Source organism: Vibrio sp. SSH13-20, assembly GCF_040104475.1.
GTDB lineage: Bacteria > Pseudomonadota > Gammaproteobacteria > Enterobacterales > Vibrionaceae > Vibrio > Vibrio harveyi.
Genome location: NZ_JBECOU010000002.1, coordinates 229,221 through 246,012 on the forward strand (window position 1 = coordinate 229,221; position 16,792 = coordinate 246,012).

General features: G+C 44.9%; 19 protein-coding genes. 9 read left to right on the forward strand and 10 right to left on the reverse strand.

Annotated elements, in window-relative coordinates; all coding sequences use genetic code 11:
- Position 1: 1 nt before the first annotated feature.
- On the reverse strand, positions 2 to 187 hold the full coding sequence (locus ABMY42_RS06210) for a hypothetical protein (RefSeq protein WP_005450921.1): 186 nt from the start codon (positions 185 to 187) through the stop codon (positions 2 to 4).
- A gap of 257 nt (positions 188 to 444) precedes the next feature.
- On the reverse strand, positions 445 to 1,782 hold the full coding sequence (gene argA / locus ABMY42_RS06215) for an amino-acid N-acetyltransferase (RefSeq protein WP_009698671.1): 1,338 nt from the start codon (positions 1,780 to 1,782) through the stop codon (positions 445 to 447).
- Between the two features lie 164 nt (positions 1,783 to 1,946).
- On the opposite strand from argA, the gene ABMY42_RS06220 reads away from it, so the two are divergent.
- From ABMY42_RS06220 to csdE, 4 genes are all read left to right on the forward strand, one after another.
- Complete coding sequence (locus ABMY42_RS06220) at positions 1,947 to 2,402, forward strand: DUF2850 domain-containing protein (protein WP_005450924.1); 456 nt, start codon at positions 1,947 to 1,949, stop codon at positions 2,400 to 2,402.
- Positions 2,403 to 2,667: 265 nt separating this feature from the next.
- Positions 2,668 to 3,774 carry a murein transglycosylase A gene (gene mltA, locus ABMY42_RS06225; protein ID WP_009698669.1) on the forward strand — a complete coding sequence of 369 codons (1,107 nt, stop codon included), beginning with the start codon at positions 2,668 to 2,670 and terminating at the stop codon, positions 3,772 to 3,774.
- A 102-nt stretch (positions 3,775 to 3,876) separates the two neighbouring features.
- On the forward strand, positions 3,877 to 4,686 hold the full coding sequence (gene tcdA, locus ABMY42_RS06230; RefSeq protein WP_005427322.1) for a tRNA cyclic N6-threonylcarbamoyladenosine(37) synthase TcdA: 810 nt from the start codon (positions 3,877 to 3,879) through the stop codon (positions 4,684 to 4,686).
- A 20-nt stretch (positions 4,687 to 4,706) separates the two neighbouring features.
- A complete protein-coding gene (gene csdE / locus ABMY42_RS06235; RefSeq protein ID WP_005450927.1) occupies positions 4,707 to 5,135 on the forward strand; it encodes a cysteine desulfurase sulfur acceptor subunit CsdE in 429 nt (142 codons plus the stop codon).
- Between the two features lie 101 nt (positions 5,136 to 5,236).
- Here the strand turns inward: csdE and csdA are convergent, their stop codons facing one another.
- The 4 genes from csdA to ABMY42_RS06255 all read right to left on the reverse strand — a co-directional run bounded on the left by csdA (position 5,237) and on the right by ABMY42_RS06255 (position 8,863).
- Positions 5,237 to 6,448, reverse strand: a complete 1,212-nt coding sequence (gene csdA / locus ABMY42_RS06240) for a cysteine desulfurase CsdA (RefSeq protein WP_349266133.1) — start codon at positions 6,446 to 6,448, stop codon at positions 5,237 to 5,239.
- The gene (locus ABMY42_RS06245) at positions 6,448 to 7,047 is read right to left on the reverse strand and encodes a DJ-1 family glyoxalase III (RefSeq protein WP_009703907.1); all 600 of its coding nucleotides are present in this window, start codon (positions 7,045 to 7,047) and stop codon (positions 6,448 to 6,450) included. The genes csdA and ABMY42_RS06245 overlap by 1 nt, the downstream gene beginning before the upstream one ends.
- On the reverse strand, positions 7,044 to 7,934 hold the full coding sequence (gene panE / locus ABMY42_RS06250) for a 2-dehydropantoate 2-reductase (protein WP_009698666.1): 891 nt from the start codon (positions 7,932 to 7,934) through the stop codon (positions 7,044 to 7,046). Before panE ends, ABMY42_RS06245 begins: the two co-directional genes overlap by 4 nt.
- A gap of 107 nt (positions 7,935 to 8,041) precedes the next feature.
- Positions 8,042 to 8,863 (reverse strand): outer membrane protein OmpK, encoded by an 822-nt coding sequence (locus ABMY42_RS06255; RefSeq protein ID WP_069687430.1) that lies wholly within the window; start codon positions 8,861 to 8,863, stop codon positions 8,042 to 8,044.
- Positions 8,864 to 9,186: 323 nt separating this feature from the next.
- Between ABMY42_RS06255 and ABMY42_RS06260 the strand changes: the two genes are divergently transcribed.
- The 4 genes from ABMY42_RS06260 to ABMY42_RS06275 are packed head-to-tail and all read left to right on the forward strand — an operon-like array spanning position 9,187 to position 12,406.
- The gene (locus tag ABMY42_RS06260; RefSeq protein ID WP_005450933.1) at positions 9,187 to 9,783 is read left to right on the forward strand and encodes an LON peptidase substrate-binding domain-containing protein; all 597 of its coding nucleotides are present in this window, start codon (positions 9,187 to 9,189) and stop codon (positions 9,781 to 9,783) included.
- Positions 9,780 to 11,117: a DUF4397 domain-containing protein gene (locus tag ABMY42_RS06265; protein ID WP_050932569.1), complete on the forward strand. Its 1,338-nt coding sequence runs from the start codon at positions 9,780 to 9,782 to the stop codon at positions 11,115 to 11,117. The genes ABMY42_RS06260 and ABMY42_RS06265 overlap by 4 nt, the downstream gene beginning before the upstream one ends.
- 45 nt (positions 11,118 to 11,162) lie before the next feature.
- Positions 11,163 to 11,747, forward strand: coding sequence for an RNA polymerase sigma factor (locus ABMY42_RS06270; RefSeq protein WP_005450938.1), 585 nt, complete (start codon positions 11,163 to 11,165; stop codon positions 11,745 to 11,747).
- Positions 11,744 to 12,406 carry a ChrR family anti-sigma-E factor gene (locus ABMY42_RS06275; RefSeq protein WP_349266134.1) on the forward strand — a complete coding sequence of 221 codons (663 nt, stop codon included), beginning with the start codon at positions 11,744 to 11,746 and terminating at the stop codon, positions 12,404 to 12,406. The genes ABMY42_RS06270 and ABMY42_RS06275 overlap by 4 nt, the downstream gene beginning before the upstream one ends.
- Positions 12,407 to 12,464: 58 nt before the next feature.
- Here ABMY42_RS06275 and ABMY42_RS06280 read toward each other — a convergent pair whose 3' ends face one another.
- The 4 genes from ABMY42_RS06280 to ABMY42_RS06295 form a co-directional block, all read right to left on the reverse strand.
- A complete protein-coding gene (locus tag ABMY42_RS06280) occupies positions 12,465 to 13,817 on the reverse strand; it encodes an MFS transporter (protein WP_009698664.1) in 1,353 nt (450 codons plus the stop codon).
- A 71-nt stretch (positions 13,818 to 13,888) separates the two neighbouring features.
- On the reverse strand, positions 13,889 to 14,434 hold the full coding sequence (locus ABMY42_RS06285; protein ID WP_005450945.1) for a peptidylprolyl isomerase: 546 nt from the start codon (positions 14,432 to 14,434) through the stop codon (positions 13,889 to 13,891).
- On the reverse strand, positions 14,434 to 15,003 hold the full coding sequence (locus ABMY42_RS06290) for a YajG family lipoprotein (RefSeq protein WP_009698663.1): 570 nt from the start codon (positions 15,001 to 15,003) through the stop codon (positions 14,434 to 14,436). The genes ABMY42_RS06285 and ABMY42_RS06290 overlap by 1 nt, the downstream gene beginning before the upstream one ends.
- Positions 15,004 to 15,042: 39 nt before the next feature.
- A complete protein-coding gene (locus ABMY42_RS06295; protein ID WP_029790424.1) occupies positions 15,043 to 16,200 on the reverse strand; it encodes a methyltransferase in 1,158 nt (385 codons plus the stop codon).
- Positions 16,201 to 16,405: 205 nt separating this feature from the next.
- On the opposite strand from ABMY42_RS06295, the gene bolA reads away from it, so the two are divergent.
- Positions 16,406 to 16,714, forward strand: a complete 309-nt coding sequence (bolA, locus tag ABMY42_RS06300; protein ID WP_005436644.1) for a transcriptional regulator BolA — start codon at positions 16,406 to 16,408, stop codon at positions 16,712 to 16,714.
- Positions 16,715 to 16,792 lie beyond the last annotated feature (78 nt).

A 16,792-nucleotide genomic window follows, 5' to 3' on the forward strand; every position in this document is an offset into this window, starting at 1 on the left:
TTTAATTTTGTGTAAACGCATTGGTAAATGACACGCTGCGAATTTTGTACTGCTGCTGATAAGCCAAGATAAAATCTCTGATGGCATCATTGACGGGGAACACGCAATGGACATCAAGCCCTTCCAAAAACTGGTTGTCTGCCATATCCCAAAAGCTCTGAAGCGAATTGCAAATAATGGTTCTCATAACAGTGCTCATCTTATTCATTTTAAGAGTAACAGCTGTCCTTGATGTATCGTGCTGAGTTGTCAAAGCTCTCAGCACTTTAGGGTGAAGAACGTTCACCTAGATCCATACTGTTGATTGATTAAAACTCAATCAAACATTGAACAGAGTATAACCAACAGTATGTATATTGAAAAGGTTAAATTGCGACCAGTGTCAATGTAATGCTTTGCATAATAAGGTATGTAGTTTTCGTGCCGTGCCCTTGCTCGTTGTTTCTATAGATCTAAAGCTAAGATTTTTGACTTGCGCTGGAAGTTATACAAACCTTGCTTTGCTCCTGGTAGGTAATCGACGCCTACTTCATAAAAGCCTTGTTCTCTGAACCAATGTAAGCTGTGCGTAGTGAGTACAAAGATTTGGTTGATGTCGTCAGACTTAGAGCGATGCTTCATATAATTCAGCAATAACAATCCTCGATTGCCATCGCGATAGTCTTGATGGATGGCGACACACGCCATTTCTGCTTTGCGTTCTTCGACATAGGGATACAAGGCGGCGCATCCGATAATCAGACCGTCTTTTTCGATAATAGTAAATTTACCAATTTCTTGCTCCAATTGTTCTCGGGAACGTCTCACCAACACGCCTTGTTCTTCCAAAGGTCGAATCAATTCTAAGATACCACCGATATCATCAATATTGGCTCCGCGCACTTGCTCTGCACTTGCCATGACGACTTGTGTACCGATACCGTCAAAAGAGAACAATTCTTGGATAAGTGCGCCATCCACCTTGTAACTAATAAGGTGGCTTCGAGGTACTCCAGCTCGGCAAGCTGCAATCGAACCGTTAAGAAAACGCAGAGTTCCAGAGTGGTAATCGCTGTCTGGGGATGTATTTTCAGTGAGCTTTTTAATGACATGTTCGGCTTCGATAGGGAATAATTCCGCCACCGCATTGCCATTGTCATCAATGACCCCTTGTTCTGAACAGAACCCAATCAGTTTATCTGCTCCCAACTTGATCGCAAGTTGAGTCGCCACTTCCTCAGAAAGCAGATTAAAACATTCACCAGTTACTGAGCTGGCAATAGGACCGAGTAACACAATCGAACCTTGATCGAGTGTACGGTGAATAGCATCGGTATCGATTCGACGGATGCGACCGCTATGGCAATAGTCGACGCCATCATCAACACCAAGAGGTTGAGCGATGACAAAGTTACCGCTTACAACGTTGAGTTGCGTGCCTGCCATTGGTGTGTTGTTAAGGCTCATAGATAAGCGTGCGGTAATGGCTAGCTGAAGTTGCCCCGCTGCTTGCATAACTACCGAAAGTGCGGCTTCGTCGGTGATCCTGATATTCTTATGATATGGCGTAGTAAGGTCTTGTTTTTCCAGCAGTTGATTGATCTGTGGTCTAGCGCCATAGACGATGACGACTTTGATGCCAAGGCTGTGCATCAATGCAATGTCATTGATAATGTTGCCAAAGTTCTTATCAGCAACCGCTTCGCCGCCTAACATCAGCACCATGGTTTTTCCACGGTGTGCGTTTACATAGGGCGTGGATTGACGAAATCCTTTAACCAGAGCAGTACTACGAATTTTCACTACAGCCATTCCTTGTGTTTATTTATGCTCTAATATTGTCTTTTTATTCAATTGTTGGCAAGGCAATTTTTTGGAATAGAGTCCAAACATCGAGAGTATGATACTTGGTTCTGTTTGGGCGAAGAGGGTACAATGCTCCGGTCTAGTTTAATTACGTGAGCCTCATGTCTTCAGTTGTAAATAAGAATGCTGCGATCACTGCTCAAACCGAGCAAAATTCATCAACCAAATCGACATTACGCAAGTGGACAGAACGTTCTCTGATGTTAACTGCGCTTGTTGGGACGATTGCCGTTCTTTTGATGTACGGCGACTTAATTACGCGCTATGTAAATCCGCCGATTCCTAAATCTACCGTTTATGGCAAGTGGGTGGAGCAAGATGTTGCACCTTATGCCCGCGAAGAGTTCATCCTGAGTGAACGAGGGGTGATGGTTCGTGGCTCCACGGTCGCTACTGACTTTGAGTTCGATGGTGATAGCTTGTCTTATAAAGTGGGTTCAACTGTTCGCACTTTTGAGTTTGTCGGGCAGCACTATGCCGAGATGAAATTAGATGCGAATGCCCATTATCTGCCCGTTTTTCATTTAGAAGGACACTCTAACTTAGCGGTTCGATAACCCACTCTTTTAAAGCGCGATTCGTTGCATGATGGCAGGGCGTCGCGTTTTGTCACATCTTTATGTTCTTGCGACTTTTCACAAACATTTTCCGGACAATCGTTTGATTCCATTGCTGTTATTATTCTCAACCCAGTTTAAATGGATAAATTGACAGCAAACAGAGCATTTGCCTTAGCGCTGATACACTTTGTCGCAGCTTTTCAATTGCGTCGTGTGCATTTGTTTGCCATCCTTTTGCTATCTTCTTTTATGGAAAAAACACGTGCTTAAAAAACTCCTTCCTATCGTTTCTTTAGCTTTGCTATTTGGTTGTGCCGCCGAGCAAAACGATCGCGCTCAACAATATTTAGATGGCGAGTTTCCAAACATCCTAAATAAAACGGATGTGGTGGAATCAAACAAACCGCAAGACTTTACTGAATTCAATAAGCAAGCAGAGCAGGTGGTGATTAACTCTCCTTCAATGGCAAAAATGTACCAACCGTTGTATGAAAAATTGAGCGAGTGGGCATTGCAAAGTGGCGATACGACAGCTTTGAGTGCATATGGCATTCAGGCTGCGCAGCTTGGTGGTGGGGATAAAAAGGGTAACGTGTTGTTTACTGGATATTTCTCACCGGTGATGGAATTACGCCATGAGCCAAATGAAAAGTTTAAATACCCAGTGTATGGCAAGCCGACGTGTAGCTCAGATTGTCCGACTCGTGCCGAAATCTACAACGGTGCACTAGAAGGGCAAGGGCTTGAGTTGGGTTACGCGCCAAATATGATCGACCCATTTATGATGGAAGTGCAGGGCAGCGGTTTTGTTCATTTTGAAGATGATGACACGTTGGAATATTTTGCTTATGCAGGCAAGAACAACAAAGCCTATGTGAGCATTGGTCGAATTTTGATTGAACGTGGAGAAGTACCACGTGAAAAGATGTCATTAAAAGCAATCAAAGAATGGGTAATGGCAAACGATGAAGCAACGGTTCGTGAGTTGCTTGAGCAAAATCCGTCTTATGTCTTCTTCGCGCCACAAGCGGATGCGCCGGTAACGGGTTCTGCAGGTATCCCTCTATTACCAATGGCATCGGTGGCGGGCGATCGCTCGATTCTTCCTATGGGTACGCCAATTTTGGCAGAAGTACCGTTACTTAATAAAGACGGTACATGGAGTGGTGCGCACCAACTCCGCCTTCTTATTGTGCTGGACACTGGCGGAGCGGTAAAACAAAACCATCTCGACCTGTACCATGGTATGGGGCCACGTGCAGGTACCGAAGCGGGTCATTACAAGCACTTTGGTCGAGTATGGAAGTTGGGTTTGGAAAACACACCAACGCAAGCGCCTTGGGCTTTACCACCAGAGAAGTTACAATAAGCGCCTAGTGAGAGGAATCACCTCTCATCATCTAGACATTTCCTCAAAGAGTGCGTATAAATCGCACTCTTTGTTTTTCTATCGATCATCTGGAACTTCAATATGCGTGAACTCGATACTCCGGCATCTGACAGCTACAACCAACGTTTTGGTGGCACTCGTCGTCTCTACGGCAACAGCGAAGTAGAAATTCTTCGTGCTGCACACGTGTGTGTGATTGGTATTGGCGGTGTTGGTTCATGGGCGGTAGAAGCGCTGGCACGTACTGGTATTGGTGAGTTGACGCTTATCGATATGGATGACGTGTGTGTGACTAACATTAACCGTCAAATTCATGCGATGACTGGCACGGTTGGTCAAAGCAAAATTGAAGTAATGGCAGAGCGCGTTAAGCTGATTAACCCTGAGTGTAAGGTCAATCTGATTGACGATTTCATCACGCCAGATAACCAGCACGAGTACTTGAGCAAAGAGTTCGATTACGTGTTGGATGCGATCGATAGCGTAAAAGCAAAAGCGTCGCTATTGGCTTACTGCCGTAGTAACAAGATTAAAGTGATCACAACCGGCGGTGCTGGTGGTCAAATCGATCCAACCCAAATCATGGTGGCAGATCTGACCAAGACAATCCAAGATCCACTGGCTAAGAAGATCAAAGACACATTGCGTCGTCATCATAACTTCCCGAAAAATCCAGCACGTAAGTTTGGTATCGATTGTGTGTTCTCTACCGAGCAATTGAAGTACCCACAAGCCGATGGTTCAGTATGTGGCGTGAAATCGACAGCAGAAGGCCCAAAACGTATGGACTGTGCGAGTGGTTTTGGCGCAGCGACGGTTGTAACAGCAACGTTTGGTTTTGTTGCGGTATCTCGTATCGTTGAAAAGCTGATCCAAAAGCATAAGAAGTAATTCAGAGAAGAGAGCGCATCATGACTGATTTTCCTGTTTCGCCGTTTGGCACTGACATTACCAGTGAAGACATCGCTGCAACCATGCAGCAATTTAAAGGTTGGGAAGACCGTTACCGTCAGGTAATTCAATGGGGTAAAAAGTTGCCTCAAATGCCTGAAGAGCTTAAATCAGAGCAAGTTACGGTATCTGGCTGTGAAAGCCTAGTATGGCTGGTGAGCAAAGAGCAAGACGGTGTATGGCACTTCTGTGCTGATTCTGATGCGCGTATTGTACGTGGTTTGATTGCCTTGGTGATGGCGGCGTACGACGGTAAAACGGCAGAGCAAATTCAAGCGTTTGATATTGATGCTTACTTTGAAAAACTCGGTTTAATTGCTCACCTAAGCCCATCGCGTGGTAATGGTTTGAAAGCGATTGTTGAGCAGATCAAAACACAGGCTCAGTAGTTGGCGTTAGTTAAAATTGCGCAAAGAACAAAACAAAGAAAAGGGTTGAAGCCAAGTGGTTTCAACCCTTTTTCTATAAATCTACAGTGGTATTTTTACGGTTAAAGCATATCGACCGCTTTCTCGACTGCTGCAATCAGCTTCTCAACATCCTCTGACGTATTGTAGATACCAAAAGAAACGCGCACCGTGCCTTTGACGTTAAGTGCATCCATCAGAGGGTGAGCACAGTGATGCCCGGCGCGAACAGCGATACCTTGTTGATCAAGCAGCGTGGCAATGTCTTGGTGGTGAACGCCATCCATCACAAAGGTAAGCACTGAAGCGCTCGGTTGGTAACCGAGGATTTGAATGTCATCCAACTGGCTTAGTGCTTGGTAAGCTTTGTCCTGCAGAGAATGCAGATGTGCCTCTACTGCGGCTTGGTCGAAGCTTTGGTACCAATCGATGGCTTTCGCTAGAGCAATCGCGCCGGCGACGTTTGGTGTGCCTGCCTCAAACTTACCCGGCAAGGCAGAGAAGGTGGTTTTCTCAAACGAGACTCTTTCGACCATTTTGCCGCCGCCATGCCATGGTGGCATTGCTTCTAACAGTTCAAGTTTGCCATACAGTACGCCAATCCCAGCGGGTGCATACAGTTTGTGACCGGAGAAGACATAAAAATCAACATCAAGCTCTGCCAAGTTCAACGGTTCATGAACGATACCTTGAGCACCATCAACAACAACAACCGCACCTGCTGCATGTGCCGTTGCGATGATTTTCTCGATAGGTTGACGAGAGCCAGTGACATTGGTGATTTGTGCACACGCCACGATTTTACAGCGCTCCGACAATAGTGCTTCAAACGCATTGATATCGAATTGGCAATCGGAGGTCATCGGAACTTTAACGATTTTCGCGCCCGTTTGCTCCGCGACAATTTGCCAAGGCACGATGTTCGCGTGGTGTTCCATTTCACTGATCAGGATTTCATCACCTGCTTGGAGTGTGCTGCGAGCATAAGTTTGTGCGATTAGGTTTAGTGCTTCGGTTGCGCCTCGAGTCCAAATGATTTCTTTTGAACTGCTTGCCCCTATGAACTTCGCAACAGTTTCACGAGCCGTTTCAAATTGACTGGTCGCGTTGGCTGTTAAGCTGTGACTGCCACGGTGCACGTTAGCATTTTGTGCACTGTAGTAACGGCTAATCACATCGATCACGCACTGTGGCTTTTGTGTTGTTGCTGCGCTATCAAGGTAAACCAAAGGCGATTGGTTGACGTCTTGATTTAGGGCTGGGAACTGTTCGCGTACAGCGTTTACGTCAAACATTATTCGTCACCGAGTTCGTGATAATGCAGTGTTGGGATAGTGACTAACGGCTCAGCAACCATCCATCCATGTTCTTTACCGGAAAGTTTGATAATGATTTCCATCGCGAACTCAAGTGCAGTTCCTGGTCCCTGACTTGTCAGTAGGTTGTGATTCACATCCATGGTGACACGTTTAGCTCGCCATTTGTCTTCAGGAATATGAGATTGGAAGCTTGGATGACATGTCATCAGGGCTTCAGGGTAAAGGTTGTGATGTTGCAAAACCAAAGCTGGCGCTGCACAAATCGCGGCAACTAGTTTTCCTTCGTACATATGCTGTTTCAGAATCTCAATCATGATGGTGCTATCACGAAAGGTTTCTGCGCCGCCAACACCACCAGACAGAACAATTGCATCAAACTCATCGTCAGCAATATCAACCAATTTACAATCCGCTGTCAGTGTTACACCGCGAGAGGCTTTCATTATAAGAGCACCATCGAAGTCTGCGCTTGCTACCGTCACGTCATAGCCAGCACGAACCATCATATCGATAACGGTTACCGCTTCCATTTCCTCTGTGCCCGGAGCGATAGGTACTAAGATCTTTTTGTTCATTGTTCTGTCCAGCTTTGTTCAATCTGTTTGATGTGTTGATAGAGTTTTGCGTTCTCTGGCGTACTAATTTGGTGTTTTTCGGCAGCTTGCAGCAAATAACCAGTAATAAAGTCTATCTCGGTACGACGTTGGTGAAGGACATCTTGTCTCATAGAAGAGTAGTTTGCAGCTGTAGCGTTAACCACCTGCATAATTGTGGCATGTAAAGAGTCAAAATCGATCTTTATCTCTTCTTTGTTCATGACTGCTACCAACTCATAAGTGATGCTTTTTAATGTCACTGCAAACTCAGGAGCAGCAAGATCACCATTTTTGCATTGATGGATGGCTGTCAGGGGGTTGATTGCACAATTGATCGCAAGCTTGGTCCACAGCGCAGCATTGATGTTTGGGTTCCAACTGACTTCTGGTAAAGCGTGGTTCATCACTTGCGCGAGAAATTCGCATTGATTGCCTTTGGTATTAAAACCACCTAATTGGGTGTGACCATGACCAGTATGAAGAACCTGTGCTTTGCTTGGTTTATAGGCACCGTGTGTGGTGGTTGCAATCACGATAGGGTTATCAGTGAGCTTTGTTTCCAAAAGTGGTGCTGTTCCCATGCCATTGTGCATCAGCATTACAATGGTATCAGTGTTGATATACGGCAAAAGAGGGGTTATCGCTTCGTCCACTTGCCATGCTTTTACTGTCACAACAATCAGGTCTGCGGCTTGTACAGAAGGAAGGTGTTGATTAGCAAAATTAATTGCAGGAGAGTCATCAAGTTGAAGCAGTTGCTTACTATCTGAGGTTCTTCCCCACAAGGAGACGTTGTGTCCGGCAAGTTGGAATTTGGTCGCCCAGAGTGAGCCAACGGCTCCAGGTCCAAGGATAAGAATATTCACCAAACGCTCTCATTAAAAAGGTTTGCTGCAAGGATAATGAGGGAAAAAAGGAAAGCAAATAAAAATGGCGCCAGAAGGCGCCATTTTTGGGGAACTTATCGGTTCTATTAGAACTTGTAAGTTACAGCTACGTAGTGAGCAACACCAGATGAGTCAACAGTTTGAGTCCATGGTAGAGCTTCACCATCTGCGAAACCGTATACATCTTTGTATAGTTTCAGACCGTAACCTACAGCAAAGCGGTCAGAGTGCCAGTAGATACCGTTGAACATAGCGCCGCCATTAGACGTGTTAGTGTTGAACTTGTTACCTTTCTCGTCATCCATACCGAATTGGTAATCGATGTAACCTTGGTAAGAAATGAATGAACCGTTCTCGAAGAAGTAGAATGGTTTGAACCAGTTAGTCGAGATTTGGAAACCGTTCCAGTCTTTTTGGTTACCGTAGTATGAACCGTATAGGTTTAGACCTACTTTACCAAACCAAGGAACCATTACGTCAGAACCTAGACCGATTTTTTGGTTGTTTACGCCAGAGTTACCACCCCACTCCATAAGAGTTGCAACGTAAAGCTCTTGAACTGGACCGAAAGATAGATCTTTACCAGTTAGACCGTCTAGAGACATACGCGGAGCAAACTTCATGAAGATTTTTTCTGCGCCAGCTTTGTCGCTACCTGGATCAGTTGTAAGGTTGAACACGTCAACGTAACCGTATAGGTCGAAGATACCAGAGCGACCGCCAAATTCCATCTCTAGGTAATCGTGGCTAGATTCAGGGCCTGCACCCTTTTCATCGAATGCACCCATTAGGTTGAATTGCATCCACTTGTAATCGTTCTTGTGGATGTCGCCGTCTGAGTAGTCAGCAGCCATTACAGGAGCTGAAGTAGCCGCTAGAAGGCTAAGAGCTAAAAGTGATTTACGCATAAGGGGACTCTCTATGTTTGTAATGATTCAGAACACGCAATCTTTGCTGCGCTTTCCAATTGGCGGGAATAATAGCGATAAAAATCCCAAATGAAAGTGATAAAGGATGCAAAAATGAAGGTTTTTAGTGAAGCTCGTCACGAAATAAGTTTATTTCACGGAACTTTTTGTTTGTTGCATCGTTTTGCAATAAATATGTGACGCATGTCGTTTGCGTAAACGTTTTTATGACTTTTTAAGCCAGTCGATTAACCAACATAAATCGTTAGTGATCTCTCCAATACACCGTTCGTATGAGTTTGGGAATCAAAGAGGACGATTTAATGAAAGAAGTCATGTTATTCCCTTTAACCTCGGTTGTACTGCCAGAAGGAAAAATGAATTTGCGCATTTTTGAGCCACGGTATCAACGCATGGTGAAAGAATGCAGCGTTCAAAATGTCGGGTTCGGCGTTTGCCTTGTTGGTAGTGGAGAGGATCCAAAAGCAGTAGGGAATGTGTCGTCTATTGGTACTTTGGTCACCATCGTTGATTTCGAAACACTGAGTGATGGGCTTCTTGGTATCACCGTTGTTGGTGAAAAGCGTTTTACTGTCACGCGCGTACGAGCAGATTCAGATGGTCTTCGTCATGCTGAGGTTGAGTGGATTGAAAATTGGTGCGAACCAACGCCCACTCCCAACTTTCTTTATTTGAGCAAGCAGCTCGATCATATATACGAACAGTTTCCTCAGGTGGGCAGGCTCTACCAGCATCGTTTTTATGATGATGCTTCGTGGGTCACCCAACGTTGGCTTGAATTACTGCCGCTCGACAGTGCGTTGTTTGAGAAGCTGGTTGGTGCAAAAGATTGCCTGCCAGCATTGGAATTTCTCAATCAAGCCATAGACGCCCCACCGAAAAGAGAGACTAGGATATGAAAGGACTAACTAAAACCGCAGTAACTTTGGTTGCTGTGCTAGGGATTGCTGCGTGTGGTTCAGACAGCGACTCGATTGAATATTCGAATTTACAAGCGGTACACGCGTCGGCAGATGCCCCTTTAGCGAATGTTTGGATTAACGACCAAGCAGCGTTAACCGGGGTGGATTACGGTGTGGGTTCAGGTTACGTAAAACTGCGCGAGGGTACAAACTCGGTTCAAGTTGACGTACAACTGCCGGGTGGCGAAGTTGCAACCGTGGTTGATAAGACGTCGTTGGATTTAGACTCAGACCTTAAATACACCGCATTTGTTGTTGGTGATGCTGCAATGGGGTCGGCTAATCCAGTGGAGCCATTGATCGTGACAAGAAGCGCAATGTCGATGGCTGATGAAAACAGTTTGGATGTACAAGTTGTGCATGCGGCTGCTGGTGTAGGTGATGTTGACTTGTATGTAACAGCCCCGGGCGCAGACCTTGCTTCTTCTTCGCCTATTACCACTCTTGGGTATAAAGACTCGACAGACGTCCTCAATATTGCTGCAGGTGATTACCAAGTTCGTCTTGTTGCAGGTGGTAACGTTGCTTTTGACTCCGGTACCATACCGCTCCCTGCAAACGCAGATTTGACTATTGCTGCCATTAAAACCGGCGGTACGATCTCGGACTCACCAGTCAAGCTACTAGTGCTAGATGGTATGGGGTCGTCTATTATTTTAAATACAGGCAGTAAATCTGAGTTGAGAGTAGGGCATCTTGTCGATGGTGCACCAAATGTGGACGTCGCGCTGGATGGCAATGTCGTACTTAACGACGTGATGTTTAAAGATATCTCTAATTACCTTTCGGTTGATGCAGGTACCTACAATGCAACAGTTGATGCGGGGCTAGCTGACCCTATTATCGATGCTGATGTAACTTTGGATAGTGGCATGTCTTACAGTGTTTACGCTGTGGGTACAGCGGTACCACTTGCGGTAGAGCCTCTTGTGGTATCGGACAACAGAAGATCGATTGCGACAAGCGCGGTACTGAATGTCACTCACGCAGCAGCAAATCCAGCAGCCGCAAGTGTGGATGTTTATCTAACACCGTCGCAAGATATTTCTCAAAGTGATCCAGCATTAGCTAACTTTGCGTATAAAGATAGTGCTCAAAATGTTTACGTCACTGCTGGCGATTACTTTGTAACCGTAACAGCGCCAGGTGATAAAACTCCGGTCATTGGTCCTGCGCCTTTGCCTACACTAGAAAATGGCATGGTATATCAGGCGATTGCAATTGATGACAATGGTGGTTTTGGTCTGCTTGTTGGTGACATTACCAAGTAACATAGGATGGGAGGGGGCAACTCCTCCCAACAATTAAGGCTGATTATGATGAGTGAAAGCCCACAAAAATTGGGGCGAAGCGAATGGAATGAATACATGAATAAAGTGAAAGCGCGTGATAAAGACGCTTTTGCTTTCGTATTTCGTTTCTATGCACCAAAGCTTAAGCAGTTCGCCTACAAACATGTCGGTAACGAGCAAGTTGCGATGGAGATGGTGCAAGAAACCATGGCAACGGTATGGCAAAAGGCTCATTTATACGATGGTACCAAGAGTGCTTTGTCGACATGGATTTACACCATTATCCGTAACCTTTGTTTTGATTTACTAAGAAAGCAAAAGGGTAAGGACCTACACATCCATTCTGACGACATTTGGCCATCAGATTATTATCCGCCTGATTTGGTGGACCACTATTCGCCAGAGCAAGACATGCTCAAAGATCAGGTGGTGAAGTTTTTAGACATCCTGCCGAAGAATCAAAGGGACGTTTTGCAGGCAGTATACCTCGAAGAGTTGCCACACCAACAAGTCGCTGAGTTGTTCGACATACCTTTGGGGACCGTGAAATCACGATTGAGACTCGCGGTAGAGAAGTTGAGGCATTCAATGCATACGGAGCAATTATGAACAAACATCCAGATAACAACTTGTTAGAAGCTTACGCTTCCGGAAGTATTGATGCAGTTTCTGGTCTGGTGGTTGCCACACATCTAGAAAACTGTTCCATATGCCGAGCGTATGTAAATCAGTTAGAAGCTGCACAGGCGAATGTTGTCGTTGATGACATTTCACCAGAATACGATGCAGAGTTCGACAGTATGTTTAACGACATTATTACGGCAGAGCCCAAACCAGATAGCATTATTATTAAAGATGTAGCGAAGGTGGCGGTTGCGGGTAAAGATTTCAAGCTTCCGAAAACGCTCAGTCGCTTTTCAGATTTAGTGGGGGAGTGGAAGAGTTACGGTGGAAAAGTGTATAGCGCTCAATTGGATTTAGGGGAAGATGCGCGCGTTAACCTTATGTATATAAGCGAAGATGTTCGTATTCCACAGCACACGCACAAAGGACAAGAATCGACACTTGTACTCCATGGTGGATTCAGTGATGAAGATGGTCACTACGAAGTGGGAGATATGCTGGTAAGAGATGCGTCAGTAAAACATAGCCCTTTTACTAAGCCCGGTGAAGACTGCTTATGTTTGACGGTACTGACCGAGCCAATGATATTCACACAGGGTGTCGCGAGAATCTTCAATCTGTTTGGTAAAGGCATGTATCCATAAGCTGGGAACTCAAACAAAAAGCCACCTTATCTCGGTGGCTTTCTTCATCATCTTTTCTTTAATTTCTTTGTCTTGCCTTTTCCAGCAACTCAGTAAAGTAGTGTCGCAATGAATAGAGCATGATCAAGCTTGGCACAACCATTACGGCAGTAATAACGAAGAATGTGGTCCAATCATTCAGATAATCGACCAGTTCGCCACTGAATGACGCCAATGTTGTTCGCCCAAAGTTACCTAGCGACGCCAACAATGCGTATTGAGTCGCCGAGAAAGCTTGACCGGTCAATATCGTCAAGAATGATACAAACGCCACTGTCGAGAATGCCGTCGTGAAGTTATCAACAATGATCGTCGCCAAGAACAAGTGTTCATTTGGTCCGACTTTCGCGATCCAAGCAAACATCAGGTTGCTTGCTGCCATTGCAATACCACCAATCATCAAGCCACGTACAATACCAAACTTAACGTTGAACATACTGCCGACAAAGGTGAACAGCATGGTCGCGCCCCAGCCAATGAGTTTCGAGTAGTAACCGATTTGCTCGTTGCTAAAACCTATCTCTTTATAGAAAGCGATGGACATACGACCTAAGAATGCTTCCCCAATCTTGAATAGGAAAACAAACAATAAAAGCGTGATGGCAACACGAACACCATTTCGATTGAAGAAATCTAAGAAAGGTTCTACAACGGTAACGGTAAACCAAGCGACTAATTTAGAGCCAACTACTTCTTTATGGCGCTGCTCTGCTTCCGATTGAAGTTGTTCACGCTGTGTTTTCGGTTCACCTACCAGCAAAGTGAAGAGCATCAAAATGATGACAATAAAAGCCATGCCGTAATACACGCCATTCCAACCGACACTGTCTGCATTGATGAATGCCAAGTAACCAGGTAAAGAGTAGCCAGTCCACCAACCAATTACTGCCATTGCGGAGGCTTGCGGTAATTTCGAATCTTCTGATTTTGGAAAGCTATCAATACGGAATGCATCAATCGCAATGTCTTGTGTTGCTGACGCGGTGGCAATACACAATGCGAGCAGTGAGGTGAAAACTAGGTTTTCCGCTGGATTTACACCTGCAATAAATAGAGTCGCGACCAGCACGACACTTTGGCATAGAAAGATCCAGCTACGACGCTGCCCTAGCAAGCGATGTAATACAGGCAGCTTGACGCGATCGACCAAAGGAGCCCACATAAAGTTGATTGCGTACACCGCAAATACACTGCCGAAGTAGCCAATAGCAGACAGAGTGAGACCTGCATCTTTCAGCCAACCCGACATATTTGAACCAATAAGTACCCATGGGAAGCCACTGGAGCAACCCAACATGAAAACCCAAAGCAGGCGTTTATCAAGGTAACTTTTTACCGTTTCCAACCAAGTGATGGAAGGCAATGAAGACATAAATCAATCCGTTAAAATTGAGCCACTAAAAGAGAAAGCCCTTCGAATATTCAAAGGGCTTATGAGTTTGGCTATTTGAGCAGTGTTGCTTTGGTGATGACGATTTGCGTATCAGGGACATCGCGCATGCGACCGACAGATTTGGTTGGCTGTTGTGCCATCTTTTGAATGACGTCAAAGCCTTCAGTGACTTCGCCAAACACAGCGTAACCCGGTGGGCGAGCGCCATAGTTCAAGAAGTCGTTATCTACTAGGTTAATGAAAAACTGGCGAGTAGCAGAGTCTGGAGCGTTGGTACGAGCCATCGCGATAGTAGCACGGTCATTGTTTAAACCATTGTTACCTTCGTTTTTAATTGGTGCGTATGTCTTCACCATTTGCATATCTTGGTTGAAGCCGCCGCCTTGTGCCATAAAGCCAGGGATCACTCGATGGAAAATGGTGCCCTCGTAGCTACCGTCTTCGACATATTTAAGGAAATTAGCGACAGTAATTGGCGCTTTTTCCTCATTTAACTCAACGGTGAAGTTACCCAGTGTTGTTTCAAACGCAACTTTCGGACCGGCGAAAACACTGCAGCTCAATAGCGCGAGAGAAAGAATAACTTTGCGTAGCATTAGAATCGCTCCTGCATGTATTGACGAAGCTCAGGGTCATTCGCGATTTCTTTCAATGTTAAAGCAACAACATCATTTAATGTTTGCTCAATATCTGAATCTGAAGCGCTTAATGTTCCCGAACGTTTAGCTGTACCAGTATAGGTCTTAACAAGCTTGCCTTGCGGAGTTTCCGCCGTGATCTCTAGTACCACTTTTGCATCCATATGATTTTCCATCACTGAATGCTTCACGTTCACCAACGCTTCTTGAACTTGCAGCTCAATCGAATTGTCACTGTTTAGATCAGAGTGGAAGCCCTGAGAAGAGAACTGCTTCTCTAGCGCTTCTTCAAGAGAAATGCGTAGGTTTTGCTTTGCATGAAGAGGCAAAATGTTTGAACGACCGTTGTCAACAAGTGCAACGTATTGTGCTGCGCGTACATCTTTACTGGTTAGGCTATAGCTCTTACCTTGTACGATAGGGTTTGTGCTTAATGTCGTTTCAGGCATCAGATTCAGTTGAGGTTGTTGTGGCGCTGAACATGCAGCAAGCAAAGCAACCGAAGCCGCGAGTACCAGTTTTTTCATCTTATTATTCCTTTTAAACATTTTGCTAAAGTCAGGACTTTATTGCTTTGCGCCTAATTTAGCAGGATTTTTCGTTGCCTGTAAAATCACGAACTTATTGTTAGAAGCGACTAATTTCACATTTTTGTCGCCAAATAGACGTTTTAGCTTCGCATCGTAACCAAGGTGACGGTTTCCTATGACCAATAGTTTGCCATCTTGGTTCAGTATTTGTTTGGCATCGCAGAACATTTGCCATGCAATGTGATCAGTAATCGCTTGCTGCTGGTGGAAAGGCGGGTTACACATCACCATACAAGTACTGCTTGATTTAAATCCATCCAAACAGTTGTTGGCAATGCACTGAATATCACGCTCTTCTCCTAAATTCGCCAATAAGTTTTGTTTCGCAGACTCGACAGCCATAAAGCTCTCATCGACACAAGTCAGGCGTGCTTGGGGATTCAATTGCCCCATCTTTACGGATAGAACACCATTACCACAACCAAGATCGATGACGTGTTTTAGCTCCGAATCTTGAGGGAGGTGTTGAAGCATAAAGCGTGCCCCTAAATCCAGGCTTTCACCAGAGTAAACATTTGGCAGGTTTTTGAGTTCGATGTTTTCACCGTCAACTCCCCATACTGTCATTGGGTCTACTTCCATAACAGGTTGCGCATTTGCGTGTGAGAAGACTAGACGGTGTTTTTTCCATGCTAGAGAGGTTTTTGTCTCGCCTAAGTATTTTTCGAATAATTTCAGTGTCGAAGTATGGATCTCTTTCGCTTTATTGACCGCAATAATAGGGCAGGTCGCGGGCAACGTTTTACGCAATTGACTCAACAGCCAAACAAGATGTCGGTTGCTTTTAGGTAGCTGTAACAAAACCAAGTCTGCATTCGCAGGAATCTCATCCATAGTGGTGAGAAATGCGACCTTGTTGCCACCATTTTGCTCTAGGTTTTGTTGTGCTCCCTTGTGGGAGATAAAAGAATCACTGACTAAAGTGACATTGTGTTTGTCTGAAAACCAGCAAGCCAACGCACCAAAGTTATCGTTAATAACCACGATATTTTGATTGTCAGGCAGTGCAAGTTCTTCCACGTGATTGATGAGGTATTCATCACCTGCGTCCCATGCTTGAAGAGTCTCATTAGAGCGCATTGGGAAACGATGTAGGGTCAGGCTACGATCATGAAGATTCAATTCGGTTTTCATAACTAAACGTAAGTAGATTCGGAAATTAGTGATTATTGTCGCAAATGATGAAGATTCAAGATACAAAAAGCTGTCAAATTTACTGATTTTCACAGGCTTTTAGCGAACTACCTGGCGTTGAAGAACTCGCAGCGGGGCGTTTCGTTGATTTCATTTAGTAAACTAGAGTATATACTTACCGAATTGGCATCAATGAGGACTGAATATGATCCAAGAAATCATAGAAAAGAAACTGCACAGTGAGCTGCAACCTAATTATTTGAAAGTGATCAATGAGAGCTATATGCATAACGTTCCGCCGGGTTCTGAAAGTCACTTCAAAGTGATTGTGGTGAGTGATGCATTTGCGGGTCAGCGCCTTATTGGACGTCACCGTCAGGTACATACTGTATTGGCTGATGAGCTCGATAATCACATTCATGCATTAGCGATCCACACTTACACCAACGAAGAGTGGAAGCTTGAACAAGATGGGGCACCAGATAGTCCTATGTGTATGGGTGGCGGTCGCTAGAGCGCGATTAAAACACGGATTTAAAAAGATGGTTTCGGCCATCTTTTTTTGTTTTACATCTTTTCGGGACAAAAATGT